This window comes from Pseudovibrio sp. FO-BEG1, from assembly GCF_000236645.1.
Taxonomy (GTDB): Bacteria; Pseudomonadota; Alphaproteobacteria; order Rhizobiales; family Stappiaceae; genus Pseudovibrio.
In genome coordinates, this window is sequence record NC_016642.1 from 4,994,572 (window position 1) to 5,009,162 (window position 14,591).

13 protein-coding genes (1 of these 13 running past the window's edge) are annotated in these 14,591 nt (G+C 52.9%); 8 read left to right on the top strand and 5 right to left on the bottom strand.

What is annotated here, in order from left to right; genetic code table 11:
* Positions 1-1,076, bottom strand: the 5' portion of a protein-coding gene (locus tag PSE_RS22430) for a sodium:solute symporter (protein ID WP_014286893.1). 301 nt of this gene lie to the left of the window's left edge; the window shows 1,076 of its 1,377 coding nt (coding positions 1-1,076); it begins with the start codon at positions 1,074-1,076; its stop codon lies beyond the left edge, outside the window.
* A gap of 292 nt (positions 1,077-1,368) precedes the next feature.
* On the opposite strand from PSE_RS22430, the gene PSE_RS22435 reads away from it, so the two are divergent.
* Positions 1,369-2,646: an HNH endonuclease gene (locus PSE_RS22435; RefSeq protein ID WP_041768761.1), complete on the top strand. Its 1,278-nt coding sequence runs from the start codon at positions 1,369-1,371 to the stop codon at positions 2,644-2,646.
* Between the two features lie 377 nt (positions 2,647-3,023).
* On the top strand, positions 3,024-3,770 hold the full coding sequence (locus tag PSE_RS22440; protein WP_014286895.1) for a hypothetical protein: 747 nt from the start codon (positions 3,024-3,026) through the stop codon (positions 3,768-3,770).
* Positions 3,771-3,784: 14 nt separating this feature from the next.
* On the opposite strand, the gene PSE_RS22445 is transcribed toward PSE_RS22440, so the two are convergent.
* Positions 3,785-4,207: a DUF805 domain-containing protein gene (locus PSE_RS22445; RefSeq protein WP_014286896.1), complete on the bottom strand. Its 423-nt coding sequence runs from the start codon at positions 4,205-4,207 to the stop codon at positions 3,785-3,787.
* Positions 4,208-4,498: 291 nt separating this feature from the next.
* Here PSE_RS22445 and PSE_RS22450 point away from each other — a divergent pair, with 291 nt between their 5' ends.
* A complete protein-coding gene (locus tag PSE_RS22450; protein WP_014286898.1) occupies positions 4,499-5,554 on the top strand; it encodes a helix-turn-helix domain-containing protein in 1,056 nt (351 codons plus the stop codon).
* Here the strand turns inward: PSE_RS22450 and PSE_RS22455 are convergent, their stop codons facing one another.
* Positions 5,555-7,393, bottom strand: a complete 1,839-nt coding sequence (locus tag PSE_RS22455) for an SLC13 family permease (protein ID WP_041768762.1) — start codon at positions 7,391-7,393, stop codon at positions 5,555-5,557. It abuts the gene before it with no gap.
* Positions 7,394-7,767: 374 nt separating this feature from the next.
* Here PSE_RS22455 and PSE_RS22460 point away from each other — a divergent pair, with 374 nt between their 5' ends.
* Positions 7,768-8,469 (top strand): DUF4336 domain-containing protein, encoded by a 702-nt coding sequence (locus PSE_RS22460; RefSeq protein WP_014286900.1) that lies wholly within the window; start codon positions 7,768-7,770, stop codon positions 8,467-8,469.
* Here PSE_RS22460 and PSE_RS22465 read toward each other — a convergent pair whose 3' ends face one another.
* Both PSE_RS22465 and PSE_RS22470 read right to left on the bottom strand, forming a co-directional pair.
* Positions 8,470-9,207: a VOC family protein gene (locus tag PSE_RS22465; RefSeq protein WP_014286901.1), complete on the bottom strand. Its 738-nt coding sequence runs from the start codon at positions 9,205-9,207 to the stop codon at positions 8,470-8,472.
* A 39-nt stretch (positions 9,208-9,246) separates the two neighbouring features.
* Entirely contained in the window at positions 9,247-9,705 is a 459-nt protein-coding gene (locus tag PSE_RS22470; protein ID WP_193384380.1) for an SgcJ/EcaC family oxidoreductase, read from the bottom strand.
* A 108-nt stretch (positions 9,706-9,813) separates the two neighbouring features.
* Between PSE_RS22470 and PSE_RS22475 the strand changes: the two genes are divergently transcribed.
* From PSE_RS22475 to PSE_RS22490, 4 genes are all read left to right on the top strand, one after another.
* Positions 9,814-10,719 (top strand): LysR family transcriptional regulator, encoded by a 906-nt coding sequence (locus PSE_RS22475; RefSeq protein ID WP_014286903.1) that lies wholly within the window; start codon positions 9,814-9,816, stop codon positions 10,717-10,719.
* 184 nt (positions 10,720-10,903) lie between these two features.
* Positions 10,904-11,368, top strand: a complete 465-nt coding sequence (locus tag PSE_RS22480) for a type III secretion system chaperone (protein WP_014286904.1) — start codon at positions 10,904-10,906, stop codon at positions 11,366-11,368.
* A 25-nt stretch (positions 11,369-11,393) separates the two neighbouring features.
* Complete coding sequence (locus PSE_RS22485; protein ID WP_014286905.1) at positions 11,394-13,370, top strand: type III effector; 1,977 nt, start codon at positions 11,394-11,396, stop codon at positions 13,368-13,370.
* A 166-nt stretch (positions 13,371-13,536) separates the two neighbouring features.
* Positions 13,537-14,532 carry a hypothetical protein gene (locus tag PSE_RS22490; RefSeq protein ID WP_014286906.1) on the top strand — a complete coding sequence of 332 codons (996 nt, stop codon included), beginning with the start codon at positions 13,537-13,539 and terminating at the stop codon, positions 14,530-14,532.
* Positions 14,533-14,591 lie beyond the last annotated feature (59 nt).

Consider the following 14,591-nt stretch of genomic DNA (forward strand, 5'->3'; position numbering starts at 1 on the left):
AGCGTCACCAGCTTAGCTATAAAGAGAAGGTTCTCTTCACTCATCGCCTTGCGCTGCAAAGGCCGCCACACATCATTCACAAACGCAATACTGGCCGAGTTGAGATAAGAGTCAGCAGAAGACATCACAATCGCAATCACACCGGAAAACACCAGGCCCTTCAGCACCGGCGGCATCACACTCACAATCACAAAGCTCATGGCATTGTTAGGGTTCAGATCCGGGTCCAGCGCAAAGGCCACCAAACCAATGGCCCCGGTGATCGCGAAAAACAGAAAAGAGAACAGGCCGGAGTAAAGCGTACCCCGTGCCGCAGCGCTCGCGGTCTTCCCCGCCAGCAACCGCTGCATATAAGGAGGCACAAGCGTCTCCCCAAACATGAACACAAGAATGAGCCCAATCAGCCCCATCCAGCCAAAGTCCGGCCCGGGCAGAGAAAGATGGTCCGGCGGCACCGCCGCAAACAACGCATCAATGCCGCCAATTTGATAAATGCCAAAGCCCAGAACCAGCGGCATCCCAATCGCCAGAATAACGAACTGCACCACATCGGTGTAAACCACCGCCCGCATACCGCCCAGCGTCGTATAAAGAATAACGATACCGCAGCCGATCCCGATCCCCCAGAACCGGTCCAACCCAAAAAACACATTGAAGATGACGCCAATCGCGCCAACCTGCGCGCCCACGATGCCGCAACACAGCATCAAACCGCAAACGCCCGTGGTTATTCTGGCCAGCTTGCCATAGGCCTGGCCCATAACATCACCAACCGAAACCGCATCGGGAAAAGCCTTCATCTTGGGCGCAATCAGCGTGGCAACCGCAATCTCTTTACAGCTGAAGCCCCACAACGCCACAATGTTGGCAACACCATAAAGAAACACTTTTTCCGCATTGCCGGTAGAAAAGCCCCCGCCAATAAAAGAGGCAGACATGGTGGCGAAGATAACAAGAGACCCAAACTCCCGCCCCGCCGTCGCATAATCCTTCAACCCCCGCTGTATCCGGCCACCCCAAAGCCCCACCACAAGTATGCCAACCAAATAGCCAGCCACGATAATCATATCGATCATCAGCAGGGGTTCCTTTTAGACAACAACAAGGACGAACGCGCCCACGTCTAACAGGAAGACATTACGTGAGAGTAAGGTGGGAGATTAAAAGGCGTGGTATGGGGGAGAGGCAAGATCTTATCTCTACAGTAAAGCGAGAAGTCCAATGCTCCATTAGCGATCAAATCGCAATATAGTAAAATTTGAGGCACTCACCACTTGTCAAAAAGCCATTTTCTGACAACCTGACGATAAGCACATCGTTTCTTTTATGATTGTACATATGTCTTTAAATTTGCCACATGAGAACTCCATGACATTAATGCACATTATTGCAGCACAAAATGTTAAATCGTTTTGTTTTGAAGACATTCCTGCCACATATCTTTTTTTCGACAGTATCCGGAATTCTCTTAAAAAGGTGGCCGTCACTAACTTCTGTTCTCAACATATAGATGTCTTTAAACTCACCCCAATTGGTATCAATGCCTTAGAAAGCAATCTCAAGCCATTCATAGACAATAATAAAGAGATTTGGAAAATACTAACTGCGTTTAAGTCAGTGCAGGTCGAGCATCATATCTGCATACTTCATATAGACAAGTTACCAACTATAGAGACAGCTACATTACATCAAAAACTAAAATTAATGGATGTCGGTCTCAGCAGTGTTCACGCTGATAGAAGTGCTCCAGCATTGAAAAAGAAAACTGCTCAGATAGCCAGCATCTTAGAGTTCTATGATGTCAGCCATTTCAACCCCGAGAAACTAAAGTTTTTTGGAGAGCAAGACAAAAAACAAAGAGTTTGTAGATACTGCCAAAGAAGCAAATCTGACGGCGCAAACTTTAAGAGCAGAGCACATGCAATTCCTGAATCGATAGGTAACAAAACAATATTCTCGAATGAAGAATGTGATGACTGCAACCATTTCTTTTCAAATAGCATAGAACAAGACTTATTTGATTACTTAAAAATTTGGCGAGTTCTGAGGGGGGCAGCTGGAAAGAAAAGTATTCCAAAGCTGAAATCTAAGAACGGCTATGAAATTAGCAACAGTAGATTTGGTGTAGTTATTACAGATAACAACGGAACTGCTGTCTCTCCGTTAAAAGTCTCAAATATCCATCTAATTTATGAGCGTCAGATCAACTACACCAATATCTACAGAGCCTTCGCAAAAGCGGTCGTCGGTGTTGTAGAGCCAAGCGAGCTATCCAAGATGACTAAACTAGCTGCGTGGATACGTTATTCTGAAGCAAGCAATCCTCCCCCGAATTTGCCAAAAGTATCAATCGCTCTTGGAAACAAAGTCTGTGATCAACCCGTAATGAACATCTATCGAAGAAAAAATGATAACGCTGAGCTGCCCTATATGTTTGCCGAGTTTTTTATTGCACGGTTCATATTTGTTGTGATCCTGCCGTTTGTGGAAAATGAGCAAAGTGATTTTTCAGACAAGTCAGCATTTGATCACTTTTGGAGTTTATGTGGCCAATACAAGCTTATTCCGAGTTGGGAGTTCTTGGATTGGAGCGCAGACGAGAAGATCGATTACGATTTGACATTGAACTTTGAGGTCAAAGCTTAACAAGTAGATCCGGCGCACTCTTATAGTAAGTAGGCCGTCTTGATAGAGAGCGTAATTAGGTTACGATTAACTTCAGGCCTCAATGAGCCAAAGTACTTCATCCAAGCATCAAAGCAGGTTGCCTCCAATCCAAACCGACAACAGACAGAGAGACATAGGCATCCTAAACACAGCAGACATCCGTTAAGCTGTCATTGTACACCTGAACCCTGATGACAGCCAAGAGAGCCCTATCCTGAAAACTTCAGGCTCCTTCCCTCGCAAGTTACAGGCAACACAACAGAATTACCCTCCCATAAATTGCAATTACAAGATCAAAACAATCATGAGCTGTAAATTTCAAAGCTCAGGATTGCTTGGATGGGATATTTGAAGACATGAAAATCATTTTCATAACACTGCTGGTACTGGCCATCGCATTTGCAGCCTTTTATTCAATCAGGCAGGGCATGTTTGATGCAGAACGGGTGCGTCTGGTGCGCATGCTAACCAACAATGATACAAGAGCAATTCAGGTAGCAAGAGCGATTGAGGCAGGTGTTACCGAAGAAAAATCAGACACAATTTTCAAAGCGGCTGGTGACGAGTTTGACATCGAACTAGATAATAAGAGCGTCACTCTGGCTTGGTATCTCATCGAGTTTTTCGCCTACACGCACCCAGAGCATGCCTACTTTGATTGGAAGGATAACAGCGAAGATATCGGCCCGGAGTTTGACGATATGCTGAAGGCACATGGTATATCTAAAAGACCTGACATGGACTTGCTGATGCAGCATGAGATGGAGTTCGCTTCAGAACATACCGCCTTTCCAGTTAACCTCGCCCACTATGCGCCCATATTTGACAAAGCCGGTCTCGCACTCGTCACACTGGATGCCAATTGGGATTCATATTACGTTTTTGTTGTCGAGAAATCGACCGCTTACGCTTGGCGCAATGTAACCATCGAAGATCCTAACAAAGAGGATCGCCTGATCATCCAGATTGTGACCCCGCCGCAGGAAGACCTTTCCAAAGCTCAGGATCTGGATGAAGTGTTCGATCTGATGATGTCCTCACCTGGCCGGATACCAGTACCATACAGCGCATCACTTCCCTTAAAGAAGATCCTCACACTCTGACAAAACATCCCAACTCACGCAGCGACCGGGGCCGTTTCCACATCATACTTGTTCGGCCCCTTGGTCCCCGGCGCAAAACCAGCGTTCACTAGTCCGCCGAATGCCACGAATGCAAACACAAGAGTGACAACAATTGAGGCACCATATTCCGGGATCATTGGCAGGAAGGCGAAATATATGGACGGAACAAGGCAATAGAGAACAAACCACCAGCCAGATTTTCCCATATCATGCAAGCGCCTGATCATAAGTGACAACTGGATGTAATAGAGGGCAATGGACATGAGAACTGCCAAGGTCCTTGGGACAGAGTGAGAAGCGATCGGGAACACTTCAATCATAAACACCAGACCACACATAAACAGACCAATCCAGAACAGGTTAAACAACCAGAACTTCGCTCTGCCCAGCCTGCCTTTAAATCCAAGATAAAACATCCCACCACCGCGTTGCTCATATGCGTTTGAGTTGACATTACAACTCTAGAGTTCCCCAACCCATCGCACTATTCCAAAATATCGAGCGTGCAGATAGCAAACCTGCTCCCCGCACAACACCGATTGCAAGTGGTAAAACCCAACCACCAACAACTGCTGTGAAGCCCCAGCACATCAGATCCAACACTGAGAAATACAACCGCGACGTCAGCTCATCCCTCAGTTGTATTACTGTTAAATATATCACATAAGATGTAGGGTAGAGGCATTCAGGGGACAGGAGCGGGGCCGGTGAGCGAGGTCATTCAGGGAGAAACTATTTCTCGTCTTCCGAGGAACTCATTTTCTCTGGAGTCCATCAGACAAAAAGACAGGTTCGCTGTCTGGCGGGAAAGTCTGGCTTGCCTGTGTGAGGCAGAGCTCCACAGCGGCGATGATCAGCTCGACTTCTTTGGCGAAGTCAAATCCGTCCTGTTCGGCTCCATCATGCTCTCGCAAGTCACCGCACAGGCCCACATCGCCAACCGCACCAACGCTGCCATGGCCAAAGACGGCGTGGATCACTACCTGCTGATGGTTCATGATGAAGGCGAGGCCGAGTTCTATGCAGGTGACAGAAGCGTCACACTGGGCAAGGGCGACACCATCTTTCTGGATTTCTCGCAGGAAGGCGGCTCCTTCTCACGCAGCTACAGCAACCGCTCCATCCTCATTGCCCGCGAACAGCTCGCCCCTCTGCTGCAAGGCCCGGACGACTGCAATCTGAAAACCCTGCCCGCAGCCCATCCGCTGAACCAGATCCTGCGCGAACACATCTCGTCAATCAGCGCACAGAGCAACAAACTGGATATGCAGCAAGCTCAGCAAGTGGTGCCCGCAACCATGGGCCTGATCGCTGCCTGCCTGAACGGCGTCCCCCATGATAGCGAGGCTGGCCGCGATGGCGTCAATCTGGCCCTAATGACCAGAGCCCGCCGCATCATTGAAGCAAACCTCACCAACCCGAACCTCTCACCAGACCTTCTCACCGGCGCCGTCAACGTCTCGCGCAGCAAACTGTATGAGCTGTTTCTGCCTTATGGCGGTGTCAGCAAATACATCCGCGACAGACGCATGAAGGCCGTGCTGCGCGCCCTAATGGACCCGCGCAACACGCACAGAGCAACCTATCAGGTGGCGTTGGATTTCGGCTTTACCAATGAGAGCAGCTTCAGCCGCATGTTCAAACACAACTTCGGCTTCTCCCCCCGTGACGTCCGCGCCCGCCTGGACGACATCGCCACCGCCGCACGCGCACAGAGCCAGCAAGGCCGTCAATACGAAGACTGGATCCTGAACCTGAGCTAATCAGTAAAACGGCAGGAACACCGGAATAAGCAAAGTCGCAATCGCCAGCGCCATGATCTGCAACGGCACCCCAATCACCACGTAATCTTTGAAGCGATAGTTCCCCGGCCCCATGACCAGCGTGTTGATCGGCGAGGCCACCGGCGTACAGAACGCAGTGGACGCCGCAATCGCCACGCTCATCAAAAACGGCTCCGGCTGCACACCCATGATCGAGGCCACCTCAAACGCAACCGGCGCAATCAGCACCGCCGTCGCCGTGTTCGACGTAAACTGGCTGAAAACAGAGGTCAGCAAAAACAGCGACATCAGCATGATGTAAGGCGAGCTGTCTCCATAAAGCGCGATGATCTGATCCACGATCAGCAGCAACCCGCCCGTCTTCTCCAGCGCCGTCGCCATGGGGATCATCCCCGCAATCAGCACCAGACTGGGCCAGTTTATGGAAGAATACGCCCGATTGACGGACACACAGCCCGCACACACCATAGCAGTCGCCGCCAGCACCACCGCCGTCACACTCGGCACCACGCGGAAGATGATGAGCGCAAGCATCAGCATCAAAATGCCCAGCGCAACCGGCGCCAACCGGCGACGTGGCAGGTAGTTCTTGATCTCTTCAGGAAACGCCAGAAGCAAAAAGTTCTCACGCGCAGTTTGCAGCTTGCCGATGTTTTCCCAGTCACCTACCACAAGCAACTGGTCTCCAAACTTCAGCTCAATGTTCCCGAAGTTCCCATGCAGCGCCTCTCCTTTGCGGATAAGCCCAACAACACTCAGGCTATGATTGGTCCGGAACCCCGCACCGCTGATCTTGCGGCCAATCAGCTTGGAATCCGGCGCAACAATCAGATCTGCCATGCCCAGCTCGCGGGCGGAAAGGTGATGCCCTTCCTCACCCATCGGCAACAGCTCCAGCCCGATGCAGGCAAACACATCCGCGCTGATCGGCTCCTGCATCACGCCAAACACAATGTCCCCTGCCTTGAAGGCCCGGTTTGTCTGCGTGGAGGTCACCTTCAGTCGCTTGGTCGTGGAGGAGGTATATTCCAGCCCGAACAGCGTCAGCCCAATCCGGCGGCGCAGCTTCGCGCTCACAACAGTCTGGCCAACAAGCTCAGACTCCTCGCTCACCCGCAGGCGAACGATCTTGTCTTCAATATCATAGGCTTCCAGAAATCCCTGCAGCGTCCGCCGCCCCTGCTCCGTCGCGCTCTGAGGCCGCTGCTGACCGCGCAAAAACAACCGCCCATACACCAGCATATAGATCACCGCCACAATCAGGATCACCAGCCCGATCGGCGTGAAGATGAAGAAGTTGAACGGCTCCATCCCGGCATTTTGCAGCTGTGCATTGGCAATCAGGTTGGGCGGTGTACCAATCAGGGTCAGCATCCCGCCAATCAACGCGCCATAAGCCAGCGGCATCAGCAATCGGGAGGGAGAAAGGTTAGAGCGGCTCGCAAGCCGGATCGCCACGGGAATAAAGATCGCCCCTGCCCCGGTCACGCTCATGACAGAAGCAAGCGCCGCAACCGTCAGCATCAGCAGCACGATCAGCTTCCATTCCTGATCGCCAGCAACCTGCACAATCTTGTCGCCAACCGCGTAAGAGATACCCGTCTGCGCCAGCGCTTCACCCACAATGAACAGCCCGGCAATCAGAATGACCACCGTCGACCCAAATCCTGAGAGCATCTCAGAAGGTGTTAGAATGCCAGAAAGCCCAAGGGCCAGCATGACCATGATCGCAACAAGATCCAGCCTCAGCTTGTCGGTGACAAACAAAATGACAGCAGCAAAAAGTACGAAGAAGGTGAAGAGCATTTCCCAAGACATAGTCTTAGCGTCCTTCAAGAAGTAAATCAGTGTGGTCTACTGGCAATTGTCATGCGATGTATAAGAGGCATACGCGACAATTCCTAATAAGACAGGAAGCCTTACAAAGCCTCGCTTAGTTTATCGTGAGATATAAGTAAACGTTTTGCTGCCAAACCGCGTATTTATGACTGTGGATATATTATAGGGCATTACACCTATACTTTATTCAATTTTGCTAAAGAGCCAGAAACGCGCTTCGTAAGCTGCCAGCCTGACCGAAACAGCCGAAAATTTGGCGGAAATTGAATGTTTCACACATCACCTAGGTACTCTAGTGTAGTGACCATACGGCGTCTTGCTCCACACGCCAGACATCCACATTGGGGAATGTCATGTCATCACTGCTCTCATTCGTTCCGGAATTATGGCTGGCAAATGGACCGGTCATCACAGCTGCTCTCGGCTTTCAGTATTCAACCCGCATGGCGGTCATCCGCTTGCAAGATGGTGGGCTCTTCATCTGGTCTCCCATCGCTTTGACGGTAGGTCTGAAAGGCGAGATTGATGCCCTTGGCCCTGTTTGCCACATCATCGCCCCCAACCACTTGCACGACAGTTTCCTCACGGAATGGGCGCTGGCCTATCCAGAAGCCAAACTCCATGCAGCTCCCGGCCTGGCAGAAAAGCGGCCAGACCTCTCTTTTGCTTCAACCTTAAGCGATGAAGCCCCGGCAGGTTGGCAGAATGAGATTGAGCAGTGCGTGGTTGGCGGCAACTCCATCACCACTGAGGTAGTGTTCTTTCACAAAGCCAGTGGAACCACTCTGTTCACAGACCTTTTGCAGCAGTTTCCAAAAGGATGGTTCAAAGGCTGGCGCGCCCTCATTGCACGGTTGGACCTGATGACAGAACCCACCCCAAGCGTCCCCCGCAAATTCCGCGTTGCCTTTCGGGATAAGGCAACTGCTCGGGAAGCACTTAGAAAAGTGCTCAACTGGCCTTCAAAAGCTGTGGTGATCGCCCACGGCAATCCGGTAACTTCAGATGGTGCTGCCTATCTAAACCGCGCATTCCGCTGGTTGAAGGTCAGCTAACTACTGAGAGCTGATCCGCAGACGGTTTAGAGCCAAGGAAGCGCCAGAAACCGTCAGACCTTCGTAACCGGAGGCATCTGCGTCTGGTTGTGTCTCTTCCTGCATCGCTGGAACATGCTGGATTTCTAGCACTGTGTAGGGGCGCTGATAGGTCCAGCAGCGGTTCTCAACAGCGGTGAGGTCAGCGTTGAGAGGTTGCTCAGAAGTTAAAGCGTAGAAGTAGAGCGTAAAGCCATAAGGCTCGACGGGCTGGACGGACAGCGGTGCCATGCCTCCGTTGAGAAGGTCTGGTTCAACTGCGGAGATATCCGCACAGCGCAAGGTCACCAGTGAGATGTGTGGGCCGCCGCCCAGCAAGGTCTGATCATGCTCTTCCTCAGGACGCTCGCCTTGGAAGTGATGATCAATGAGCTCGATGGTGAACCCTTCCGGGTCCACAAACTTGGTAAGATACCCTACATCCCGAAACTGCTGTGGCTCTGTCACCGGCACACCTTGTGCCCGCAACTGCGCGCAAGCCAGCTCGATGTTGGGCACTGAGATTGCAATCTTCCAGTAAAGATCGGTGGGCTGAGGACGGTATGCCCCGCCCACCTCCTCAAACCGGAGCGCAACTTGCTCCGGCGTATAGCCAATGCGCCCCTCACCCTGATCAGACATGCCCAGAACATCGCAGTAAAACCGCTTCAGCGCCGCCGCATCACGAACACGCAAACGAAGAGTATCAAGCTTTGCCATGGGAAGTGTCCTTGTTTCAGGGTGTTGGGCTTCAGTCTCTTATTGCGCGATTTCGAAGTGGTCCTCACGCAGAAGCGCACGGCCATCCGGCTGCAGAACCCAATGCTCATTGGTGATGATGCCATGGGCGTTGTTCATCTTCCAGTTTGCTGCAACACGCGCAGAACTCTGGTCCAGAACAGTGGTGACGGTATCGCTGTAAACCACATCATCAAAACCTTTGGAGATAATATCGGTCCAGAACGCTTCAATCTGTGCGCGGCCTTTAAAGGTGCCAAATGGCTTCACCACCATCACGGCATCTTCTTCATAAAGAGCAGCAGCAGCTTTGGCGTCACCAGCATTGAACGCATCACGCCAGGCACGGCTTGCAGTGGCGACAGCAGTGCTGAGCTTGTATTCCCCTTCTGCCAGTTTACCAGCTTCATCAGCCAGAGCCTGTCCGCTCAATCCAACTGCGACGGTTGCAGCAAGAGCGATAGATTTAAGGAAGGTCATCACGTGGTCTCCATGTAGATGCGATGTTGATGAGCTTCTTTTGGTTCATTTTCATTGTTTGAAAAACAGACTATTCTGTAAATCACTATTCACATTTGGAGAACAGTAATGCTCTCGGCCCTTCCGCTTTCATTCGTCACCGTTGTCGAAACCGGTTCTATCACCCGGGCATCGGAGGAGCTGAACATCGCCAAGTCGGCAGTCAGCCAAAACCTGAAGCGACTGGAAGAGCAGCTTGATGTGAAACTTGCCATCCGCACCACACGCCATCTGTCACTGACACCAGCGGGAGAGCGATACTATCAGCGCTGTAAGGAAATTCTGGCTCTCTCCCAACAGGCAGAAACGGAGATGGAAAGCTTCGGGGCTACACCATCTGGCCCACTCACCATCACAGCCCCACACGCGCTCATCGCACCCATTGTCGCGCCCGCACTTGCCAGGATGACGCAAAAATTCCCAGCACTACAGCCTTCTGTGATTGCGGAAGACAAACGGTTGAATCTGAACTCGGAAGGCATCGATGTGGCTATCAGTGTAGGCCAGTTACCGGACAGCACTCTTCAGGCCCGCCGCATTGGCACACTGCACGATATCCTGTGCGCTTCACCAGATCTGCTAGCGAAAGCACCCGAAGCAGACACCCTAGCCTATTGGGAATGGGTGCAGTCTCTGCCCTACATCGCCCATACAAGAGAGCCAGCGGTGGTCAAACATCAATTGCCGACGGAACAGAATGGTACGCCTGTTGACCTCAGCTTCCGCTCTACAGTTAAAGCCAACACCATTGAGGCCATCGCAGCTTTTGCCCGTAATGGCCTCGGCATCGCACTGCTGCCGGATATCGGCATCGCGCAGGATCTCAAGTCCGGCAGCCTGACGCCACTTGCAGGACTGGCAGATCCCGCACCAACCCCAATCTACGCAGTACACACCTACGACAACCTACCCCCAAAGTCCGTGCAGGAAACCATCAGCGCAGTTCAACAGGCACTCACAAACGCCTTGCTCTGAGTCCTCAGGCAGAGCCCTGAAAATCAGAGAACCAACATACATTGGTTCAAACATCCGTGAGCTATGCTGATCAGCACAATTGCGTAGCTCACCTCCCCCTATTGTTTTCGCAGGAACAACGCCGTGGACGGCGGCAATCAATGCTCCTGAGCGAACACCCTCAGGAAAACACAGGGCGGAAACAATGGTCAGTCACAACGAAGTCTCAAAGCTCATCACGGAAGTCAGCGATCTGCTCGTGGACGCGTCTACCTTTGCAGATCCAAACCGAGACAGCTGGCTCTTCCAGTTCACAACGGGTCTGGATGTGATCGCCACCCTTGAAGAAGACCGGCATGCCCTCGCCATCAGCGCAGAACTCGCGCCTCTTCCAGAAGCTGATCCAGCCGAGCTGCTGGCATATCTTCTCAAGGTCAATCAGTCATGGGCAGGCACCGGCAGCCTGCGCTTTGCCATGCTGGCAGACACAGACAAGACCCTCACCCTGCTCTGGGACATCCCGGTCAATGGACTGGACCGCCGTGATCTCTTCACAGCCCTCACCGAGTTCGCCCAGCGCGCACAAGGCTGGAGTGAGCTTCTGAACTCCGGCCAGATCACCATGCAGGACCTGCCGACAGAACTGCCTGAAAACTCCCTGAAAGTCTGATCCCCACATACACAGAGAGCTCCCCATGACCATCACAGACACCACATCCACAGCACCAGTCATCACGCCAGCCAGCATTCCTTCTCAGGCAGAGACGACAGGTACCCAGGCATCCTCCACCACCAACCCAACCCTGCAGGCACACCAGCAAAAGACAGCTGAAACCCAGAGCGCGGTGAAAGACCAGCTCGCGACCACGCAGGGCAACTCCGGTGCAGACAAGGCTCTGTATGACCTCATCTGCGTGGGCCGCGGAACCTCTGCTGCCGCTTACCTCACCAGCCTCAAGCGCTGTGATTGCTCCATCGTGGCCGACAGCGCCAACCAGCAAAACGTGCTGGTCGTGGGCAAAGATGATCCATGGGCAGGTGCGCGCGGTTATGAAAAAGGCCACTACACCCAGTGCATCAACCAGGCGCAGCAGCTGGTGAACCCAGGCGACGATCCGATCGCTTCCTCCTGTCTTGATCCGGTAGATCGTAAAGCATGGTCCGAGCTCAACGCCCAGCGTATCAATCAGGTTTCCGGCGGCAACATCCTTGATGCAGAAGTGCGCCAGATCAGCCGCGACAGCGAAACCGGCCTTTACAAAGTCAAGACCGACGCAAACAGCGAGCCTCTTCTCGCCAAAAAGGTCGTCCTCGCAACAGGTGCCGGCATTGAGCGCTCAGACTACGAGTATCACCACGTGCCGCAGGAAGTCTCTGATTTCAGAAAGTCAGGCCACCCGAATGCGGCCAACTGTCTGGATCTGGACCAGTTCCAGCGCTTTGAGGCTGGCACCCGTGATCTGACCGGAAAAGTCGTCGCCGTTATGGGCCCGAACGCGGGCACAGATGCCATCATGGAGCTGGCAACCCGCGGCGTTGATAAAGAAAACATCTTCTGGATGATGAAGCCAAGCCAGAAACCAGGCGTCGCACTCACATGGGATGTGCGTTCCGTTGGCATCGACTCCACCTTCACGGCACCGGAAGCTGGCAAGGACCGCTCAGATGGTGGCACCGTGTTCCGCTATCAGAACATCAACAGCGTCTCCGCAGGTGAAAACCGCCCACTGACCATCAGCACCGATGGCGGTAACTTCGAGGCCGACTTCCTCGTCTACGCCGTCGGCCAGCGCGGCGGTGGCACCAGCAGAGCAGAAGTGGTCGATGGCGCAGCCAAGCAAGTACCTATTCTGGAAAAAGAACTGGCCTCCCAGCTGCAGCCTGTCTACGACGTCAACCAGCGCTTCAGTGACCTGTCCTCCGGGGGCGCGTGGCAGCATGTGGTTGGTCTGGAAGTCGCTGGCACCACCAAAACAGAAGGTCTGGAAGTGGTGGGCGCAGCCGCCATGCAGTCCAGCCGCGGCGTGCAGCACAACTACCTCGATGCCGACTTCACCGAGCAGCTGAGCAACACTCTGGAAAGCACCCCTCAGTTCCGCGAACTAGCAACACAGCACTTCCCAGCCCTGCTGGACAACAAACCTTTCGAGCAACTGCTGAAGCCAAACTCCGGCCTGCAACAACCGGGCGACTATGACGGCCAGAAGGCTGCCTTGCTGTCCGCACTCAAAGCCAACGACGCCAACCAGTCCTTAAGCGACGTCAACGAGCTGCTGCACACCTTCGACCTGCGCACCAAGGCAGCAAACGATCTGACCGCTGGTACAAAACCCGTCCGCGTTTCTGAACTGCTGGCACAAGGCCTGAGCCGCACACAGCCAGCAACCGTGGCAGATCCTCGTCTGATCGGCGGTGCTCAGCTGAACATTGCAGCACAGACCGAGAGTTTCAAACCACAGCAGATCACCACACCGGGCGGTATCAACTTCAACGAAGACCAGCAGACCATCGCGCTCTACGTTGCACAGAACTACCCGGACATCCCGGCAGACAAAGCCAACGACTTCGTCGCCCAGGTGATCGCCCAGCGCACCGACGGCAACCACCTGCGTGGCTTCACTCCGGAAGAACGCGCAGATTTCGAAGCCCAGCTGCAGGCTCTCTCAGCCTAACCTGATTATGGATCAACTTTGGACGGCCAACCGAAGTTGATCCAATCGCTGCCTGCCTCATAGAGCACTGCGCAGCCAGTCCAGCTCTCAATCAAGCCAGATTACTCAGCAGCACCTTACCCGCTACTGAGCTGATTTATTGTGCATTTTTCAGGAGGGAACCTAAATGCCAGTAACATCTGCAACATCGACACCTCAGGTGCCGGAAAGCATTCATCCGACCACAACAACGCCAGCAGCTGCAAAGGCAGATGCCAAGCTTCCTTCTTATAGCGAAAGGCATCTCAACAACCTTGGCATCAACGTCAAGTTCAACGCTGACCTTGCAAATCAAAAATCAGAAAACGCATTAAAGGCGGTCTCTATACACCGTGTGGTCAACAACGAAGTAGCTGTCACAACGAATGCGCTTCACAACATTGTACCGCCCGGCAGCGATGTGGTTATCACACGCAGCGCGCCCCATATCTCTCCGGCCTCCCCCTCCCAAACCACTGAGGGAACCCATCGCAGTGTAGCAAAATCCGATGTGCCATTGTCCAGCATCCCTCAGAGTGCCTTTTCTGTCATCGACGGAACCTGGCATGATGCCCATACAATTAACATTGTAGCCCCCGGCAATGTATTCGGTGCATCAGGCTGTCTTTCCTGTTCGGAGGTTCTGCTCGAAATTCCGATGGTGACAGAACTGTCGCCAGCCTTTGAGGATGTGACCCGCGCATTCGGCATAAAAGTTTTCGGTGAAGGCGAGACCGTCCCGGTCAAGTTCGACAAATGTGATCTGAATGTCGTCGAATACAAAATCACGCCCGCAAACCATCAATACTCCTTGCAGGAGGCCAATGGCTTCTTCGTGGAAAGACATGAGTTCCCTCATATCTTTATGCCGTCTTCAGATCAGGACGAGATCATCATTACTGTCGGCAAGCAGGTCGCAGAAAACCAATTCGCCATGGCAAACATCAAAGTCCCGGAGGGCAAAGCCATAATGCTTCCAGGGGACACGATCCACACGGACAGCCTGTCGCGAGGCAACATCGTCATCATGCTCACTGAATGTGTGGGCGCAGATACTGTCTTAATGCATGACAAAGACAGCCAGCCGATCACATTGCGAGTGGACAGCTCAGAACGCATCGGCCTCGCCGAGTGGCACGTCTAGCCAAGCCGCACTTCCAGCCACTTGAAAAACAAATGCTTTTCAAGTGGCCTGCTCTACTA